General features: G+C 72.0%; 15 protein-coding genes. 7 read left to right on the plus strand and 8 right to left on the minus strand.

Annotation, left to right across the window (positions count from 1 at the left end; genetic code table 11):
• Positions 1-143 precede the first annotated feature (143 nt).
• Together ACH34R_RS16985 and ACH34R_RS16990 are read right to left on the minus strand one after the other, a co-directional pair.
• Positions 144-3389, minus strand: a complete 3246-nt coding sequence (locus tag ACH34R_RS16985) for a PDZ domain-containing protein (protein WP_397562383.1) — start codon at positions 3387-3389, stop codon at positions 144-146.
• Positions 3390-3567: 178 nt separating this feature from the next.
• Positions 3568-5607, minus strand: a complete 2040-nt coding sequence (locus tag ACH34R_RS16990; RefSeq protein ID WP_397562384.1) for a HelD family protein — start codon at positions 5605-5607, stop codon at positions 3568-3570.
• 63 nt (positions 5608-5670) lie between these two features.
• Here ACH34R_RS16990 and ACH34R_RS16995 point away from each other — a divergent pair, with 63 nt between their 5' ends.
• Together ACH34R_RS16995 and ACH34R_RS17000 are read left to right on the plus strand one after the other, a co-directional pair.
• Positions 5671-6291, plus strand: a complete 621-nt coding sequence (locus ACH34R_RS16995; RefSeq protein WP_397562385.1) for a TetR/AcrR family transcriptional regulator — start codon at positions 5671-5673, stop codon at positions 6289-6291.
• A gap of 60 nt (positions 6292-6351) precedes the next feature.
• Positions 6352-6558 (plus strand): hypothetical protein, encoded by a 207-nt coding sequence (locus tag ACH34R_RS17000; RefSeq protein ID WP_397562465.1) that lies wholly within the window; start codon positions 6352-6354, stop codon positions 6556-6558.
• A gap of 699 nt (positions 6559-7257) precedes the next feature.
• Here the strand turns inward: ACH34R_RS17000 and ACH34R_RS17005 are convergent.
• Both ACH34R_RS17005 and ACH34R_RS17010 read right to left on the minus strand, forming a co-directional pair.
• Positions 7258-7467, minus strand: a complete 210-nt coding sequence (locus tag ACH34R_RS17005; RefSeq protein WP_397562386.1) for a hypothetical protein — start codon at positions 7465-7467, stop codon at positions 7258-7260.
• Positions 7468-7550: 83 nt separating this feature from the next.
• Complete coding sequence (locus tag ACH34R_RS17010; RefSeq protein WP_397562387.1) at positions 7551-8609, minus strand: Rv2578c family radical SAM protein; 1059 nt, start codon at positions 8607-8609, stop codon at positions 7551-7553.
• 134 nt (positions 8610-8743) lie between these two features.
• Here ACH34R_RS17010 and ACH34R_RS17015 point away from each other — a divergent pair, with 134 nt between their 5' ends.
• Entirely contained in the window at positions 8744-9097 is a 354-nt protein-coding gene (locus tag ACH34R_RS17015) for a DUF3040 domain-containing protein (protein WP_397562388.1), read from the plus strand.
• Between the two features lie 351 nt (positions 9098-9448).
• Here ACH34R_RS17015 and ACH34R_RS17020 read toward each other — a convergent pair whose 3' ends face one another.
• Together ACH34R_RS17020 and ACH34R_RS17025 are read right to left on the minus strand one after the other, a co-directional pair.
• Complete coding sequence (locus tag ACH34R_RS17020; protein ID WP_397562389.1) at positions 9449-11068, minus strand: penicillin-binding transpeptidase domain-containing protein; 1620 nt, start codon at positions 11066-11068, stop codon at positions 9449-9451.
• A 224-nt stretch (positions 11069-11292) separates the two neighbouring features.
• Positions 11293-11523: a MarR family winged helix-turn-helix transcriptional regulator gene (locus ACH34R_RS17025; protein WP_397562390.1), complete on the minus strand. Its 231-nt coding sequence runs from the start codon at positions 11521-11523 to the stop codon at positions 11293-11295.
• Here ACH34R_RS17025 and ACH34R_RS17030 point away from each other — a divergent pair.
• Entirely contained in the window at positions 11522-11773 is a 252-nt protein-coding gene (locus ACH34R_RS17030; RefSeq protein ID WP_397562391.1) for a hypothetical protein, read from the plus strand. The genes ACH34R_RS17025 and ACH34R_RS17030 overlap by 2 nt on opposite strands.
• A gap of 53 nt (positions 11774-11826) precedes the next feature.
• Here ACH34R_RS17030 and ACH34R_RS17035 read toward each other — a convergent pair whose 3' ends face one another.
• Both ACH34R_RS17035 and ACH34R_RS17040 read right to left on the minus strand, forming a co-directional pair.
• Positions 11827-13986 (minus strand): cytochrome P450, encoded by a 2160-nt coding sequence (locus ACH34R_RS17035; RefSeq protein WP_397562392.1) that lies wholly within the window; start codon positions 13984-13986, stop codon positions 11827-11829.
• A gap of 61 nt (positions 13987-14047) precedes the next feature.
• Positions 14048-14710 (minus strand): lysophospholipid acyltransferase family protein, encoded by a 663-nt coding sequence (locus ACH34R_RS17040; RefSeq protein WP_397562393.1) that lies wholly within the window; start codon positions 14708-14710, stop codon positions 14048-14050.
• A gap of 417 nt (positions 14711-15127) precedes the next feature.
• Here ACH34R_RS17040 and ACH34R_RS17045 point away from each other — a divergent pair, with 417 nt between their 5' ends.
• The 3 genes from ACH34R_RS17045 to ACH34R_RS17055 all read left to right on the plus strand — a co-directional run bounded on the left by ACH34R_RS17045 (position 15128) and on the right by ACH34R_RS17055 (position 17199).
• Positions 15128-15511 (plus strand): hypothetical protein, encoded by a 384-nt coding sequence (locus ACH34R_RS17045; protein ID WP_397562394.1) that lies wholly within the window; start codon positions 15128-15130, stop codon positions 15509-15511.
• Positions 15512-15640: 129 nt separating this feature from the next.
• A complete protein-coding gene (locus ACH34R_RS17050; protein ID WP_397562461.1) occupies positions 15641-16048 on the plus strand; it encodes a YciI family protein in 408 nt (135 codons plus the stop codon).
• A 5-nt stretch (positions 16049-16053) separates the two neighbouring features.
• The gene (locus ACH34R_RS17055; protein WP_397562462.1) at positions 16054-17199 is read left to right on the plus strand and encodes an RNA polymerase sigma factor; all 1146 of its coding nucleotides are present in this window, start codon (positions 16054-16056) and stop codon (positions 17197-17199) included.
• The last annotated feature ends 38 nt before the right edge of the window (positions 17200-17237 follow it).

Consider the following 17237-nt stretch of genomic DNA (forward strand, 5'->3'; position numbering starts at 1 on the left):
AAACCTCGCTAGGTGATCGGGCCGGGACGCACGGAGATCACATGCGGGCATGACGGGGCCCGGAGGCGGGTGTGAAGCGGGCGGCCGCCCTCGGCTGGGGAAGCCGGGGGCGGTCTGGGGGGTCGGGGGTGGCCGGGGGAGGGTCAGCGGCGCGGGGGCAGCGGCGGGACGGTGAGCCGGGGGCGGTCGGCCGGGTCGGGGGTGTGCGGGGGATGGCTCGCAAGGCGTTCCAGCGCGACCTCGATCGCCTTGTCGAGCTGGGTGTCCACGCCCCGGGCGTAGTCCTGCGGGGTGATGTCGATCTCGATGTCGGGGTCGGTCCCGTAGTTCTCCACCCGCCAGCCCACGTCGTCGAAGGCGAAGGAGAACTCCGGCTGGGTGGTGACCGTGCCGTCGGCCAGCCAGTGGCGCGGCCAGATCCCGATGACCCCGCCCCAGGTCCGCTTGCCGATCAGCGGGCCGAGACCGAGCAGCTTGAAGGTGTGGCTGAAGATGTCGCCGTCCGATCCGGCCCACTCGTTGGTGACCGCGACCAGCACGCCCCGCGGGGACTCGCGCGGATAGGGCTCGGGCACCCCCCAGCGCGGGTGGTCGTAGCCGATCCGGCGGCGGGCCAGCTTCTCCAGCAGCAGCGCCGAGACGTTGCCGCCGCCGTTGAAGCGCACGTCCACGATCAGGCCCTCGCGGTCGTACTCGGCCAGGAACCCGCGGTGGAACTCGGCATACCCTTCGGCGCTCATGTCCGGGATGTGCAGGTAGCCGATCCGGCCGCCGGTGCGCTCGTGGGTGCGGGCCCGGTTGGCGGTCACCCAGTCGCGGTAGCGGCCGGGCTGCTCGTACGACAGCGCCTTGACGGTGACCGTGCGCGGAGCCTCCTCGCCGCGGCGGACGGTGAGCTGCACCTCCTCTCCCGCCTGGTTGACCAGCCGCTCGGCCGGGGTGGCCGTACGGCCCACCGGCTGGCCGTTGACCGCCAGCACGGCATCGCCCGGGCGCAGGTTGATCCCCGGCCGGTTGAGCGGCGAGGTGGCCTCGGCGTCCCACGGGTCGCCGTCCACGATGGCGGCGATGCGGTAGACGCCGTCGTCGTAGGTCCAGTCCACGCCGAGCTTGCCCTGCCAGTAGTGGGGGCGGCTGCGGTACTCGCCGCCCATCTCATAGGCGTGCGAGGTGCCCAGCTCGCCGAGCAGTTCCCACAGCAGGTCGGAGAACTCCCCGCGGGTGCCGATCCGGTCCACCAGCGGCAGATAACGGTCATAGACGCCGTCCCAGTCGACCCCCGCCATGTCCTCGGTCCAGAAGTGCTCGCGTTGCAGCCGCCACGCCTCGCGGAACATCTGCCGCCATTCGGCCCCCGGGCGGATCGAGACCTTGACGCGGGACATGTCGATCCAGCCCGCCGAGCGGGTCGTGCCCTCTCCGCCGGAGGGCTCCTCGCCGGCCTTGACCACGCGCAACCGGCGGCCCGCCCGGTAGAGCAGGGTGGTGTTGTCCCGGCCCAGCCGGAAACCGCTGAGGTCCTTGGTGAGGACCTCGCACGTCTGCTTCTCGAAGTCGTAGACGTGCAGGGTGCCGGAGGTGGACTCGGCGAACTCGTCGCCGCGGCGGCCCTCGACGGGGAACGACGCGAAGATCGCTTTGCCGTTGATCCCGGCGATCTGGGTGTACCGGGCCTCGGGCACGGGGAAGGCGACGATCCGGCGGTCCAGGCCGTCGGTCTCGATGTTCAGCGTCTCCTCGGCGGACTCGTCCTTGGCGTCGGCCTTCGTCTCGCCCGTCGTCTCGCCCTTCGCGTCGTCCTTCGCGGGCTCGGACTCGGGCTTGCTCTCCTCCTTGGCTTCGTCCTTGGTTTCGTCCTTGCCGCTGTCGCCCTTGCCGAGTGGGCGCGGTTCGGGCACGAACGGTGAGCCCACGTCGGAGCGCAGCGCGATCGCGTACGGCCGGCGGCCGAGCGGGAACCCCAGGTCGAAGTGGAGCGAGTCACGTACCGGGTTGAACACCCGATACCCGATGAAGTAGAGGTAGCGTCCCTCCGGGTCGAAGGACGGGCTGGTGTCGTAGAGCACCGGCCGGGTGGCGGCGAACGACTGCCCGCTTCGCGTGTCGTACAGCTTGATGGCGCTGGTCTGCGGGCCGGCCGGGCAGGAGTAGGCCAGCCAGCGCCCGTCGGCCGACCAGGCCGGGTCCTCGATCCGGTCGAAGGCGTTGCGCTCGACGGTGGTCAGCGCGGGCTCCTCGCCGGTCAGGTCGATCAGCAGCAGCTCGTTGCGGTGGTTGGTGAGCGCCACGCGGTCGTGCTTGGGAGAGATCTCCAGCTCGATGGCCCGGCCGGTGTCGAGCGCGTCCAGCCGTACCGGCTCCTCACGGCCGTCGGCGGTGAGCAGCACCAGCACTTCGCGGTCGCCGTCGTCGCTGGCCGCCGCGATCAGCCGCTCGCCGTCGTTGAGCCAGGTCAGCAGCCGATAGCGGACCCCGTCGGGAGCGCCGTGCTGGCGGACCGGGCCCTCCCAGTTGGCGAAGGAGAACGCCTTGCCTCGGGTGGTGACGGCAAGGCCGCTGCCGTCGGGGCTGAGCGTGGCGCTGTCCAGGTAGCTCTCGGCTGCCACGAACCTGCGGTTGCGCTGCGTACGCGAGCTGCCCAGCCGTACCTCCACCCGCTGGGACTCGCTCTCGGCCGGGTCGAGCAGGTACAGCTCCCCGCCCGCGTGGTAGACCAGCCGGGTGCCGTCGCCGGACAGGTTGCGCGCGTAATAGTCGGCGTGGTCGGTGTGGCGGCGCAGGCCGTCGCCGGCGGGGGTGCAGGAGTAGACGTTGCCGACGCCCTCGTGGTCGGACAGGAAATAGATCCGATCGCCCGCCCAGCAGGGCGAGGCGAGGTTGCCGGCCAGCGCGATGAGCCTGGCGAACTCCCCCTCGCCCGCCCGGTCGATCCACAGGTCGCCGACCGTGCCGCCGCGGTAGCGCTTCCAGCGGGCCGGGTCGGCGGTGTTGCGGCCGAGCACGGTCACGCCGCCGGGACCGTACGTGATCGTGTTCGCCGGCCCGTACGGCAGCCGCCGCGGCGGCCCTTCCGCCCCGGGGACCACGGCGTGCAGCCACTTCAACCGCCCGAACGGCTGCCCCGCGTCGCTGGCGTAGACGATCGCGTCGTCCTGCCAGCCGGTGACCGTCGAACGGGATCCGTGGAACGTGATGCGGGTGGCGTCACCGCCTTCGGCCGGCATCACGTAGACCTCCTCCGGGCCCTCCTCACGGCCGACGAACGCCAGCCGTCCGCCATCGGGGGAGAACCTCGGATAACCGGCCTCGGCGACCCCGGCGGTCAGCCGGAAGGCCCGCCCTCCTTCGGCCGGTACCATCCACAGATCGTCCTCCGCGGCGAAGACCACCGCATCACGAAAAATCGTCGGAAACCGCACGTAGGCTGGCATACATCCCTCTCCGGTCGCGTGATCGCCCAACTTATCCTCGCATTCCTGCGAACAGTCGAATGTGGCGTTCCAGCAGAGGTGATGGACGGGAATCCGGGGCCTCGCCCCCACACCGAGCGACCCGCCCGCCGTGCTTTCACATCGGCGAGCCGTGGCCGTCCAGGGCGGCCGGGAGCGGCCGGGTGTGCAGCACGTCCAGCCGGGACACCGCGCGGGTGAGGGCGACGTAGAGGCGGTTGGCGCCGCGGGTCTCGGCCTCGGCGATGGCGGCGGGCTCGGCGAGGATCACGTGGTCGTACTCGAAGCCCTTGACCAGGGTCGCGGGGACGGCGGTGACCTGGGCGCCGGCCGTACCGGCGGTGGCGTCCGCGCCGTCCAGGGCGGCGACCACGATGCCCTCGGCCCGCAACCGCTCCGCCAGCGGTCCGATGTCGGCGGCGATCACGCCGATGGAGCCCTCGTGGCGCAGCGCGTCGCGCACGGCCGCCACGACCGCTCCCGCCAGGTCCGGCACCCGGCGCACGCGCAACATGCCGTCCGAGCGCAACGACCTGGTCTGCGGCACATCGGCGTCCAGGGTGGAAAGCAGCCGGTTGGCCAGCGCCACCACGGCGGCGGGCACGCGGAACCCGGTGGTCAGGGCGATCACGGCGGCGTCCGGCTTGCCGAGGTGGGTCAACGCGTCGGGCCAGCGCCGTGCCGCCCACGGCGTGGTGGCCTGCGCGAGGTCGCCGAGCACGGTGATCGAGCCGTGCTCACTGCGCCTGGCGATGGCCCGGCACTGCATCTGCGACAGGTCCTGCGCCTCGTCCACGATCACGTGCCCGTAGCCCTGCTCGCGTTCCAGCAGGCCGGCCACCTCGTCGAGCAGTACGATGTCGGCCTCCGACCAGCGGGCGCTCTTGTGGCTGCGCGGCGGGCGGGTCCACAAGATCGCCTTCTGCTCGGCGGGGGTCAGCGTGCCGCCGGCCGCCCTGGCCAGCGCGCCGGCGTCGGTGAGCACTTCGGCGACCACCTCCTCGGCGCGCACGGCGGGCCAGACCTCGTCGGCGAACCCGGTGATCGAGCGGCGCATCCGCTTGACCCACGCGGCGTTCGGCGTCTGTCCGCGCGATTCGGCCCGCTGCTGCAACAGCGACACCAGGCGGGAGATCACCCTTTCGCGCCCCACCAGGTACGGCACCGCTTCGCGGCGGGTGTCGTCCACCACGCGCCGCAGGTCGTACTCGTCGATCCGCCACCGGTAGGAACCGTCGGGCACGGCGAGGGTGCCGGACGGCTTGCGCACTCTCGCGTACAGCGCCCGGCGCAGCACCTTGGCCATCCGGGCGTCGTGCTTGACGATCGCCGCGTCCTCGCCGTCGTGGGCGCGGATCTCGCCCCGGTGCCGCAGCAGCCGTCCCACGGTGGTCTGTTCGACGTCCACCTCGCCGAGCGCGGGCAGGACCTGGGAGATGTAACCGAGGAACGCCTGGTTCGGGCCCAGGACCAGCACGCCGCCGTTGCGCAGTCGCTGCCGGTGCGCGTACAGCAGGTAGGCCGCGCGGTGCAGGCCGACGGCGGTCTTGCCGGTGCCGGGCGCGCCCTGGACGCAGATCGAGCCGGAGATCGGGGCGCGGACCAGCTCGTCCTGCTCGGGCTGGATGGTGGCGACGATGTCGCGCATCGGGCCAACGCGGGGGCGCTCGATCTCGGCGGTGACGATGCGGCTGGCCGAGGCGTCGCGCTCCTCGCCGAGGTCGAGGCGTTCGTCTTCGTAGCCGGTGAGTTCGGCCGAGTCGGTGGACCAGCCGAAGCGGCGGCGTACCGCCACACCGCCGGGCTCGCGGGCGCTGGCGCGGTAGAAGGCCCGGGCGACGGGGGCGCGCCAGTCGATCACCACGGGGGGCTCGCCGGTCTCGCCGCTGAGGTGGCGCCTGCCGATGTAGTACTTGCGGGCGGCGTGGTCGCCGGCGTCCGGGCCGTAGTCCAGCCGGCCGAAGAACGGCGGGCCCTCCGGCTCCTCGCTCAGCTCCTTGGCCAGGCTCTTGAGATGACGCCCCAGTTGTTCGGCGCTGTAGCGGTCGCCGGCCACGGTCTCGCCGACGATGACGTTGTGCCGGGCGCCGTCGAGCATACGGCGTACGGCCTCGCGGCATCGTTCGACGTAGGCGCGTTCGGCGTCGAGCTCGTTCATGTGGCCTCCTTATCTTAACTCGGTTAAGAGTTTAACCGAGTTGCCCTTTGCTAGGGTGGCCGCATGACAGGACTGCGGGAGCTGAAGAAGCGGCGGATCCACGACGCCATCTCGGCGGCGGCGATCGCCCTGTTCCTGGAGCGCGGTTTCGACGAGGTGTCGGTCGCGGAGGTGGCCGCGGCGGCGGAGGTCTCCAAGCCGACGCTGTTCAAGTACTTCGCGACCAAGGAGGATCTGGCCCTGCACCGGATCGCCGACCACATGGGGGAGGCGGCACGGATCGTCCGCGGGCGCGAGCCGGGGGAGGAGCCGCTGGCCGCCCTGCGCCGCGCCTTCCTCGACGGCCTGGCCCGGCGCGACCCGGTGACCGGGTTCAACGACACGCCGGAGGTGCTGGCCTACCACGGCATGGTGTTCCAGACGCCGAGCCTGGCCGCCCGGCTGATGCGGCAGTCGGCCAACGACGAGGACGCCCTGGCCACCGAACTCGACGGCGGACGCACCCCGGCCCGGCTGGCCGCCAGGCTCGCCGCCGCCCAGATCCTCGCCATCCAGCGCGTCCTGGCAGGCGACAACTGGCGCCGCCTGATCGCCGGCGAATCGGCCGACGCCGCCTACCCGGCCGCGGTCGAAGCGGCCGAACTGGCCTACGCCCAACTCCGCTCCGGCCTCTCCCCAGAATGACCCCGCCCCCCTCCACTTGGGTTCTAGGGTTCGTTGCAACACCCCAGCCCAGGGGATGCGATGGACTTCGAGATCCGCAAGGTTCGTAAGGCGCAGGGGCGCAGGAAGCTCCGGGCTGAGCGGGAGGAATACTTTCGGCTCATGGCTCAGGGCTATGGCAACAAGGAAGCCTCGCGGCTGGTCGGCGTGAACGAGCGGCCACGCAAAACGCTCGGCTGGGAAACCCCAGCCGAGCGCCTTACCAAGCTCCTGGCAGCAGCCAGTTGATCAACCAGTGTTGCGACGATCCTTTGACTTCACCCCAAGCCTTCGTGAGGCGGGTTCTCGCCGGTCCTGCTTGCGGGCCCGGGCATCCAGGTGGGCGCAGGCCCCGGCCGCGGCGAGAGCTTCGCGGAGGCCCATGTCCGCCGGCGGCTCAGGGTTCCGCCCGTGAGTGAAGGTGGTCCCCGTGCGCGGGCGGGGCTTTGGGGGTGGGTGGGGCTGTTTGTGGAGGGGTGTCTGGGCGGAGGTTGTGTTTGGGTGCGGCGGAGTTTGGTTTGTGGGGTGAGGGTGGTCTCTGTGCGCGGGGCAGGGCCTTGTGGGGTGGGAGGTCCGGCTTGCTGAGAAATGTCCGGGCGGGGGTAGTACCTGGCCGCAGGGTACGTCTTGCGGGTGAGGGTGGGCTTTGTGGGTGACCTGGGACTTCATCGGGGTGAGCGTGGTCCCCTATGCGGCCGGGCGTCTGGGCGGAGGTAGGGCCTGGCCTGAGGGCCGGGGTCTTGTCGGTGACCCGTGCCCGCAGCCGAGCCCCGGCCGGGGGCGGGGCGTGCCCGGCCAGATGAGCCCCGGCCGCAAGCCGGACCCGGGCCCCGCCGGTCGACCGGCCATAGATCAGGACCTCCCGCCCCCGGCCATCCTGAAGAGGTCCGGGCCCGCCGGGTGAGGGCGGGCCCTGCGGCGGGCGGCCGCCGCAGGGTGGGGCGGGGGTTACTCGGGAGCGCCGTCGATCACGCGGTCCGGCGTGCGGTTGGGCGGGCGGTCCGTCACGCGGTCGATGGTGCGGTCGGCGGCGGCGGTGTCGGCCGCCGGGCGTTTGGACTGTTTCTTCGCCTGCTTGGCGCTGCGATTGGCCTTGAGCGCGGCCTTCTTGGCCTTCGCGGACGACTTGATCGGCTTCTTCTGGGTGCTGTCCCCCATGATCCCCCCTCTTGTCCTGCGACATCCCCACATGGGATATCACCGCGATTACTACCCTTCTGTGAGGGATTCACCACATAGCGCTACATAAGGGAGAGTTGCTCGCCCGCCTCGACAGCCGGAGCCTGGGGCCGCGTGCGGATCTTGCGCGCCGCGGCCGGGCCGGAACGGCCGACGCCGTGGCGCTCGGCCAGCTCGCGCACCTGATCGGTGATGCGCCGCTGGTAGGACTTGGGGGCGTAGGCGCCGCTGCCGTACAACTCCAGGTAGCGCGGCACCAGGCGCGGGTGCTCGCGGCCCAGCCAGGACATGAACCACTCGCGCGCGCCGGGACGCAGGTGCAGCACGATCGGCGTGATGCCGGTCGCCCCCGCCGCGGCGATCCGGCGCACCGCACGGTCCAGCGCCTTGGGGGAGTCGGTGAGGTACGGCAGGATCGGCGCCATCAGCACCGAGCACGGCAGGCCGTGTTCGGTCAGCGTCGCGCAGACCTCCAGCCGTTTGCCGGGACTCGGCGTACCGGGCTCGACCGAACGCCACAGCGCCGCCGCCCCGTCCTCGTCGCCGTCATCGCCGACGAACCCGGCCGACACGGCCGTGCCCACGTCGGTGACCTCGGCGGCCTCGGTCAGGAGATCGAGGTCGCGCAGGATCAGCGACCCCTTGGTGAGGATCGAGAAGGGATTGGCGGCGTCGCGCAGCGCGGCAAGGATGCCGCGCATCAGCCCATAACGACCTTCGGCGCGCTGGTAGCAGTCGACGTTGGTGCCCATCGCGATGTGCTCGCCCCGCCAGCGCGGCGCGGCCAGCTCCCTGCGGACCAGCTCGGGTGCGTTGACCTTCACCACGATCTTGGAATCGAAGTCGCGGCCCGCGTCGAGGTCCAGGTAGGTGTGGGTGTTGCGGGCGAAGCAGTAGCTGCACGCGTGGGTGCATCCGCGATAGGGGTTGATCGTCCACTGGAAGGGGACGTGGGAGGCGCCGGGAACGCGGTTGATGATGGTGCGGGCGTGGATCTCATAGAAGGTGACGCCGCGGAACCCGGGGGTGTCGAAGGTCCGCGTGACGGCTTTGCGAGCGAAGAGCGGCGTGGCCGAGTCGGGCTCGCCGACGTCGGTCAGTCGCAGATTGTCCCAGCGCATACCCGCTGATTAGAACAGCAGTTCGAGCAAGATCGCAAATGCGAAGACACGTTAATTACCTGCTCTTGAAATGGCTAATGATCTTCATGATGGGCAAGAAATCGGCACATGCCTTGCGATGCGGGAGGTGCGGCATGGCCTGGTCGCAGGACGAGGAGCGGATGCTGGCCCAGATCGAGCGTCACCTCGTCGACGATGATCCGCGGCTGGCCGCCCGTCTGGAGTCGTTCAACGAGCGCGTGCGCCGCAAGGAGGGTGGCGGTCGCAGGCGCGGGGAGCAGGGCCGATCGCGCAGGCCGCGGCACTCGACGGTCATCATCGCGGTGAGCTGGGTCCTGATCGCGACGCTCATCGCCACGCTGCTGATCATGGTGCTGCGCAACGAGGCCGCCAGCGCCCTCGGCTTCGGCGCGAAGGCCGGCCGTACGGCGGCCACGCTGCCCGCCCTCCCCGCCGCGCTACCGAAGAAGTCCCTCTCCGCCCGCTGAAACTCCCGCCCAGAGCGCGGTGGTCCCATAACTCAGGACGCACACCCTGAGGGGCGCCACGCTGAGTTGTGCACCGCAAAGGGCCGCTTGGCGACCTGCGATCGGCCGCGCGCTGAGACGGGCCTCCCAAAGGGGTACTGGCGGTCAACGATCAAGGGCATCACCGGGAGATGTGCCTGACAGGACGCCGAGCGACCCTGCGATCGGGGCAGGCCCCTAAAAGGGGTACTGACCGCCTGCCGCCAAGGCATCGCGGAGACGTGCGCCCAACCGGCCGCCGAGCTGAGGCATGTGCCGCCAAGGCCGCATCGCGCTGCCGGGAAAGGGGTCTGCTCGCTCTGCGGGCCGGTGTCAGGGGAGGCCGCGGAGGAAGCGGGCGGCGACCGGGGCCGCGGCCTTGCCGCCTCCGCCGCCGCCCTCGACGACCACCGCCACGGCCACATCGCCGCGGAAGCCGATGAACCACGCGTTCGTGTCCGGTGCGTTGCCGACCTCAGCGGTCCCGGTCTTGCCGTACGTCCCCTCAGGCAGGCCCGCGTCCTTGGCCGTGCCCTTGGTGACCACCGCGCGCATCATCTGCCGCAGCGGCCCGGCGACCCCCTGGGGCAGTGGTTTCGGGGCGGTTTTGCGCTCCATGTCGGCGACCAGGGTGGGCGGGCGCCAGGTGCCGTCGGCCACGGCCGCGGCCACCGAGGCCATCACCAGCGGGCTGGCGATGATCTTGCCTTGGCCGAACGACTCCGCGGCCAGTTCGGCCTGGTCTCCCGGCTGCGGGATGCTCGCCCGCGACGCTGGAACCCCGATGTTCAGCGGCTGGTTGAACCCCACCGACGCGGCCACCTCCAGCAGCTTGCTCGCCCCCAGGCGCTCGACCGCGAGCGGCGCGAAGGTCGTGTTGCAGGAGTAGGCGAAGGCGTCCGAGAAGGACAGCGCGCCGAAGTCGGCGTGCTCGGAGTTACGCCACTCCCGGCCCCCGATCGTCACGTTCTTGGGGCAGGTGACCTGTTCGTCCGGGGTGATCCCGGCCGCGAGCAGGCCGATCGCGGTGACCACCTTGAAGGTGGAGCCGGGCGCGTAGGCACCGTCCAGCGCGCGGTTGAACGAGCCGTTGTTGACCACCGCGAGGATCTCGCCGGTCGTCGTGCGCACGGCCACGATCGCGGCGGGCTTCTCCACCTCCCGGATTGCGGTGACGGCCGCCCGCTGCACCTTCAGGTCCAGTGTGGTGCGCACCGACTCGCCGTCCTTGCCGGGGAGTACGCCGAGCGTCTTGACCGCCTGGCCTCCGGCGTCCACCAGCGCGATCTCGGTGGCCGGTACCCCGGCCAGCCGCCGCTGGAACGTGGCCTGCAGGCCGCCCCTGCCGATCGGGTCGCCGACCTTGTAGCTCTCGCCGAGCCCGGCCAGATCCTTGGCGCCCGCCGGAGCCAGTTCGCCGGTGAGCTGCCGGATGGACCCGCCGTCGTCGCCGTCGTCGATGCGCTCGCCGTCGGCGGCGGTCAGCGCGCCCCTGGCCGGCCAGCGTGCGCGCAGCGCCGGCCGCGTGGTGGGCGTGAGGTCGGGATGCACGGCCGCGTGCGTCCACTGGACCTTCCAGCGGCGGTCCTTGACCACCAGCCGCAGTGATCCGTCGTAGGCCCACCGCCCGCCCGCCTGGAGGGTGTGCGCGGCGGAGTACCTGGCCGTGGCCGCGTCCTCGCCCTCGCTCACCCCGGTCACCCGGACCGCGGTGGACCGGACGCCCAGCGACTTCTCCAGGTGGTCATAGGCCAGGCTGAACCCCGGCACCGGCGTGGCGAGTTCGGCGCGCATCGCGGTCAGGTCGCCGCGCTGCCACGCCTGGGCGAACCGCTGCGCGGTCTCGGCCGGTGTGCCCTGCGTACGCAGCAGGTAGTAGCCGCCACCGGCGACGGCGCCCGCGAGTAGCACGGCAGTAGCGGAGACGATCACGATCGTACGGCGACGCGGCACGGCGCACTCCCCAGGAGATCGGCGATCCCGGCGATCCGGGACGCGATACCGAGAAGGCCCGGATGGCCTGAACGCGTTGATCGTGACCAGAGGCCAGGCCGACGACCCGAGCCGGCCCCTGGCGCGGATGATCAAAGTGTAGACTCCGGCGGCCCGCGTGGCCCGCCGATTCCGTCGCTAAAGGTGTCAGAAACCCCAACAAATGCCGCATCCGCTCGCGGCTGTCAGGCGATGGCCGCCAGCATGGTCCGCAGGATCCGGGTCAGTGTGGCGGAGTCCTCCGGGGAGAGGCCGCTGACCAGGCGCCGGAGCGCGGCGGCGCGCTCGGTGAGCACGGTGTCGATGTGGCCGAGGCCCGTCGAGGTCAGCGTCAAGCGAAAGCTGCGCCGGTCGCCCGGGTCGAGGCTGCGTTCGACCAGCCCGGCGCGCTCCAGGTGGTCCAGCCGGCCGGTCATGCCCGCCCGTGACATCATCAGCGCCGCCGACAGCTCCGAGGGGATCAGCGCGTCCGAGGCCGTGCCGGCCGAAGACCTCGTCCAGCTCGCGTTCCATCGCCCGGGTGAGCATCCCCAGGCGGCCGAGCAGTGCCATGGGCGAAAGGTCCAGGTCCGGACGCTCCCGCGCCCATTAGTGGAGAATCAGGTCGATCGCGTCCGTGGGCCCGTCGGCCGCCTGTTCGCTCATGACGCCGATTCTAGTTCGTGAGGAGATAGTCAGCAGGCGTACTAACTGGTCTCCTCACGAACAGAGCGGGCCATTCACCAGATGACGGGCAGTCGCGCGGGGCCGGTGTCGGTGGCGTTGCCGGCCCACTCGATCCGCTCCGGCGGTACGGCGAGCCGCAGTCCCGGCAGGCCCTCGGCCAGCGCGGTCAGCGCGGCGGCGAACTCCACGCGGGCCAGCGGCGCGCCCAGGCAGTAGTGCGGGCCGTGCCCGAACGCCAGTGACGACCCGCGGCCGGGCTCGAACCGGTCGGGTGCGGCGAAGCGCGCCGGGTCGCGGTTGGCCGCCTCCAGCCGTACCAGGACGAGATCGCCCGCGCCGATCGTGACGCCGGCCAGGTCCACATCGGCGTGGGCGTACCGGGGGAAGGGCTCGCCGGTCCGCCCGGACTGCAGGCGCAGCAGTTCCTCGACCGTGTCGTCCACCCGCCCGGCGGCGGCCACGGCGGTGAGCGGACGATCCCCGTCGCACAGCAGCCGCAGGACGCCCGTGGTGATGGCATTGCGCGCCGACATGTACCCGGCCCCGACCAGAGTGGTGACCATGGCGATGAGCTCGCTGTCGGACAGGCGCCCGTCATCGCCGTCGCGTACCGCGATCAAGGAGCTGAGCAGGTCATCGCCCGGCCGTTCGCGCTTGGCGGCGATCAGCTCGGCGGCGTACCCGCCGAGTGCCTCCCAGGCGCGGGCCGCGGCGGCCATCGCCTGCTGTGCGTCGTCGTCCTCGCCGGCGAACAGGAAGTCCACCGAGGCGGCGGCGTCGGCCAGCCCCTGGAAGCGGTCGCGCTCGCCGATCGCGATCCCCAGCACCTCGCCGATCATCGTGATGGACAGCGGGGCGGCCAGGTCCGCGGCCAGGTCGGCGGGCGGCCCGGCCGCGGCCAGCGCCGCGACCCGCTCGGTGGCCACCTCCTCGGCCCGGGGCCGCAGCCCGGCCAGCGCGCGAGGGCTGAACGCCTTGGACACCAGGCGGCGCAGCCGCAGGTGCGCCGGGCCGTCCTGGAAGAGCGTGTCGCCGCCGGTATCGGCCACGCCGGGCGGCGCGAGCCCGAAACGGTCATCGGCCAGGACCGTCCCCACGGCGTCGTAGGAGGTGACCAGCCAGGCCGCGCGGCCGTCCGGGGCGAGCACACGGGTGACCGGGGCGTCCGCGCGCAGCCGCGCGTAGTCCGGCGGCGGCAGCAGCGGGTCCGGCCGCCCGAACGGCAGTACCGGGCAGCCCGCCGCCCCGGACCGCCCGGCGTCCCCCGCCGCCCCGGGTCGTTCGGTGTCTTGGGTCGGGCCGGGTTGTTCGGGGTCGTGCGCCTGCCCGGGTCGTTCGGTGTCGTCCCCTGGGTCGGGTCGTTCGGTGTCTTGGGTCGGGCCGGGTTGTTCGGGGTCGTGCGCCTGCCCGGGTCGTCCGGTGTCGTCCCCTGGGTCGGGTCGTTCGGTGTCACCGGCCGGTCCGGTGGCGAGCAGCGCGACGGTGCGGCGCACGACCTCCGCCTGCGCGGGGGAGAGGTCGTCGAGGAACGGCTCGACCGCACCCGTGTCCCACTCGCCGGCCGCCCGCGCGTCCTCCATCGGCATGTGCTCGCCGATGTACCGTGCCAGCGCACCCGCCAGCGGGGCGACCCTGGGGTCGTCCGGCCCGGCCTCGGCCAGCTCGTCCAGGCGCCGGTAGAACTCATGACCGTGCGCCCCCAGCCGCGGGTCGGCGGCCAGGGCGGTGAACATCGCGCCGACGCCCTCCTGGTCGCCCGGCTTGGCCATGGCGTCCACCAGTACCAGCAGGTCGCGGTCCCAGTCCGCCGACTTCGACGCCGGGGCCTTGATCTCGCGCAGCAGCGCGAGCAGTTCGGGGGAAGTGGTGCCGTCCGGCGCCAGCCCATCCTCCGCCTGCCGCAGCAGTACGGCCAGCCGGGCGCGGCGCTCCCTGATGTCGCGCTCCTGCCCGGCCAGGTCGGCGTCGATCTCCCGCAGGATCTCCGGCAGGTCCCTGGCCTGGTCGTCGGCGATGACGTCACGCGCCTCGGGCAGGCTCAGGCCCAGCTCCACGAGGCGGCGGACGCGGGCCAGCGCGACCGCGTCGCGCAGGCCGTACTCCCGGTAGCCGTTGGCCCGGCGGGGTGGTTCGGGCAGGACGCCCTGATGGTGGTAATGGCGCACCGTCCGGGTGGACACCCCGAGCAGTGCGGCGAGTTCTCCGATCCGCATGCTGTCAGTTAAGACGTTGACGTCGCGTCAAGGTCAAGCCGAGGCCGGCGCGCCCGGCCGCTCAGGACACGTCCGACAGCCGGGTCTTGTGGCTGGTGGCGTAGGACGGCACGTACTCCTGCCCGGACAGCTTCTGGATGGCGGCCATCACCTCGTCGGTCACCTCGCGCCGGGTGCGGGCGTGCCGATGGTCGCCGGTGAACGACATCGGCGGACCGAGGCTGATACCGATCTTGCTGAGCTTGGGCACCGTCGTGCCGGGCGGCAGCACCTTCTCGGTGCCCGTCATCGCCACCGGAATGACCGGGATGCCGGTCTTGAGGGCGAGCCAGGCCACGCCGATCTTCCCGCGGTACAGGCGGCCGTCGGGGGAGCGGGTGCCCTCGGGGTAGATGCCGAACAGGTCGCCCGCCTCCAGCACCCGCACGGCCGCCTCCAGGACGCCCTGGGCGTCGGCCGCGCTCTCCCGGTCCACGCTGATCTGCCCGGTGGCCCGCATGTAGGCGGCGGTGATCGGGTTGCCGGTGAAGTACTCGGACTTGGCGAGGAAGGTGACCTTCCGCGGCAGCATCAGCGGCAGGAACGTCGAGTCGAGCACGGACAGGTGGTTGGAGGCCAGGATCGCCGGTCCCCGAAGGGGTACGTGCGCCACCCCGCTGACCTCGGGGCGCCAGAGCAGATGCAGGAAGGGAGCGCTAACGATCTTGGTCACCTGGTAGAGCACGTATTCTCCTCGTGCGGCGCGGCGGACGCCGTCAACCCTACGCGGACGGCGGACCACGCCGCCCGCCAGGCGGCTCATGTCCGCCACCACAGACCCGCCCCGGACAGGCGAAGGGCCCCGCGAGCGGTGCTCGCGGGGCCCTTTCCGCCTAGAAGGCCGATGTGGCGGTCGCCTCCTCGGCGAGAGGCACAACACGGCTCCAGCCGAACGGTATTCCGTGAAGGCGGTAATTTGCGGCCCGGGGGACACAGACCACATCGGCCTTCTTGAGTTAACCACACGGTGGTGCCCCGGGGGTAACCGTGCTCCCTGTGTCCCCGGTGGTGCCGCGCATCACTCCTGGTGGCGCGCTGATCGTCCCGGCGCGGCAGGATGCGATCCAGGACACGCCCCGCCCCCTGAGAAGCAGGAGACCGTATGACGACCGCATCTCCCGAGTCCGTGCGCCTGGCGGCCGAGGCCATTCTGGACGGCCTGGGCCTCCCGGCGCCGTGGAAGATCTTGGATATCGACTGGACACCGGGATCGCCTTCACCGGTGAAGGTGACGGCGGGTCCGTACCCCCGCGAAGTGGTCAGCGCCTACTGCGACCCTGACCGGCCCTGGCCCGAGACGGTGGCCCGGCTCGCCTCGGACCTGCAAGACCACGCCTGCGAGGTCCATTGGGGACGGCCGTTCCCCCCATGCCCTGGGCACACCCATCCGCTCTCCACAGGAGTGGCCGACGGGGTGGCGGTCTGGGAATGCCCTGTCTCACCACGGCATCATCGCTCGCCGATCATCCCGGCCGGGACGCCCTGACCACGCGCCGGAAAAAACCGGAAAAAATCAGCCGAAAAATCTTCCGGGTCGATGTCGAGAACCCGGGCCCGGCTACGTCCCAGCAGCGAACACGGCCACAATGGGCCGTAACGCACTGAGGAGTACATGATGGCCAAGTACCTGCTGCTCAAGCACTACCGGGGCGCACCCGCGGCGGTCAACGACGTCCCCATGGAGCAGTGGACGCCGGAGGAGGTCGCCGCCCACATCCAGTACATGCGGGACTTCGCCGACCGGCTGGAGCGCAGCGGCGAGTTCGTCGACGGTCAGGCGCTCTCCCCGGAGGGCACGTTCGTCCGCTACGACGGCGAAGGCCGGCCGCCGGTCACCGACGGCCCGTTCGCCGAGACCAAGGACCTGATCGCCGGCTGGATGGTGATCGACGTCGATGGCTACGAGCGGGCGCTGGAACTGGCCGGTGAGTTGTCCGCGGCCCCGGGAGCGGGCGGGAAGCCGATCCACGAGTGGCTGGAGCTGCGCCCGTTCCTGACCGAGCCCCCGACCATCACGGAGTGACGCACGTGGACGAGGCCCTGCTGAGGAGCCTTACCCCCACGGTGATCGGGATCCTCGTCCGCCGCGGAGCAGACTTCGCGGCGGCCGAGGACGCCGTCCAGGACGCCCTGGTCGAGGCGCTGCGCGTCTGGCCGGGCGACCCGCCGCGCGACCCCAAGGGCTGGCTGGTCACCGTCGCCTGGCGTAAGTTCCTCGACGCCACCCGCAGCGAGGTCTCCCGGCGGCGTCGCGAGGTGCTCGTCGAGGCCGAGCCCGCGCCCGGCCCGGGCGAGGCGGCGGACGACACGCTCCAGATGTACTTCCTGTGCGCGCACCCGTCCCTGACCCCGGCGTCGGCCGTGGCGCTCACGCTGCGGGCGGTCGGCGGCCTGACCACCCGCCAGATCGCGCGGGCCTACCTCGTGCCCGAGGCGACCATGGCCCAGCGGATCAGCCGGGCCAAGCGGACCGTCGAGGGCGTCCGGTTCGACCGGCCCGGTGACGTCGCCACGGTGTTGCGCGTGCTCTACCTGGTCTTCAACGAGGGCTACTCCGGCGATGTCGACCTCGCCGGCGAGGCGATCCGGCTCACCCGCCGGCTCGCGGCCGAGATCGATCACGAGGAGGTCGCGGGCCTGCTCGCGCTCATGCTGCTGCACCACGCACGACGCCCGGCGCGGACCGGCCCGGCCGGCCGCCTCGTGCCGCTCGCCGAGCAGGACCGCGGCCTGTGGGACACCCGCCTGATCGCCGAGGGCGTCGACATACTCCAGGCGGCCCTGGCCCGCGACCGCCTGGGCGAGTACCAGGCCCAGGCCGCCGTCGCCGCGCTGCACGCCGACGCCCGGACCGCCGGGGAGACCGACTGGGTGCAGATCGTCGAGTGGTACGACGAACTGGTACGCCTCACCGGCAGCCCGGTGGCCCGCCTCAACCGGGCCGTGGCGGTCGGCGAGGCCGACGGCCCCCGGGCCGGCCTCGCCGCCCTGGCCGGGCTCGACCCCGCCCTGCCCCGCCACACCGCCGTCGCGGCCTACCTCCACGAGCGCGACGGTGACCTGGCGACCGCGGCACGGCTCTATGCCGAGGCCGCCCGCTCGGCGTCCAGCCTTCCCGAGCGCGACCACCTGACCCGCCAGGCCGCACGGCTCAACGCGCGGACGCGCGGTTAAGGAGGATCGGCGGCGTTCCGCCCGGACGGCCGCCTGCC

The organism is Spongiactinospora sp. 9N601 (assembly GCF_044326295.1).
In the GTDB taxonomy this organism is placed as follows: domain Bacteria; phylum Actinomycetota; class Actinomycetes; order Streptosporangiales; family Streptosporangiaceae; genus Spongiactinospora; species Spongiactinospora gelatinilytica.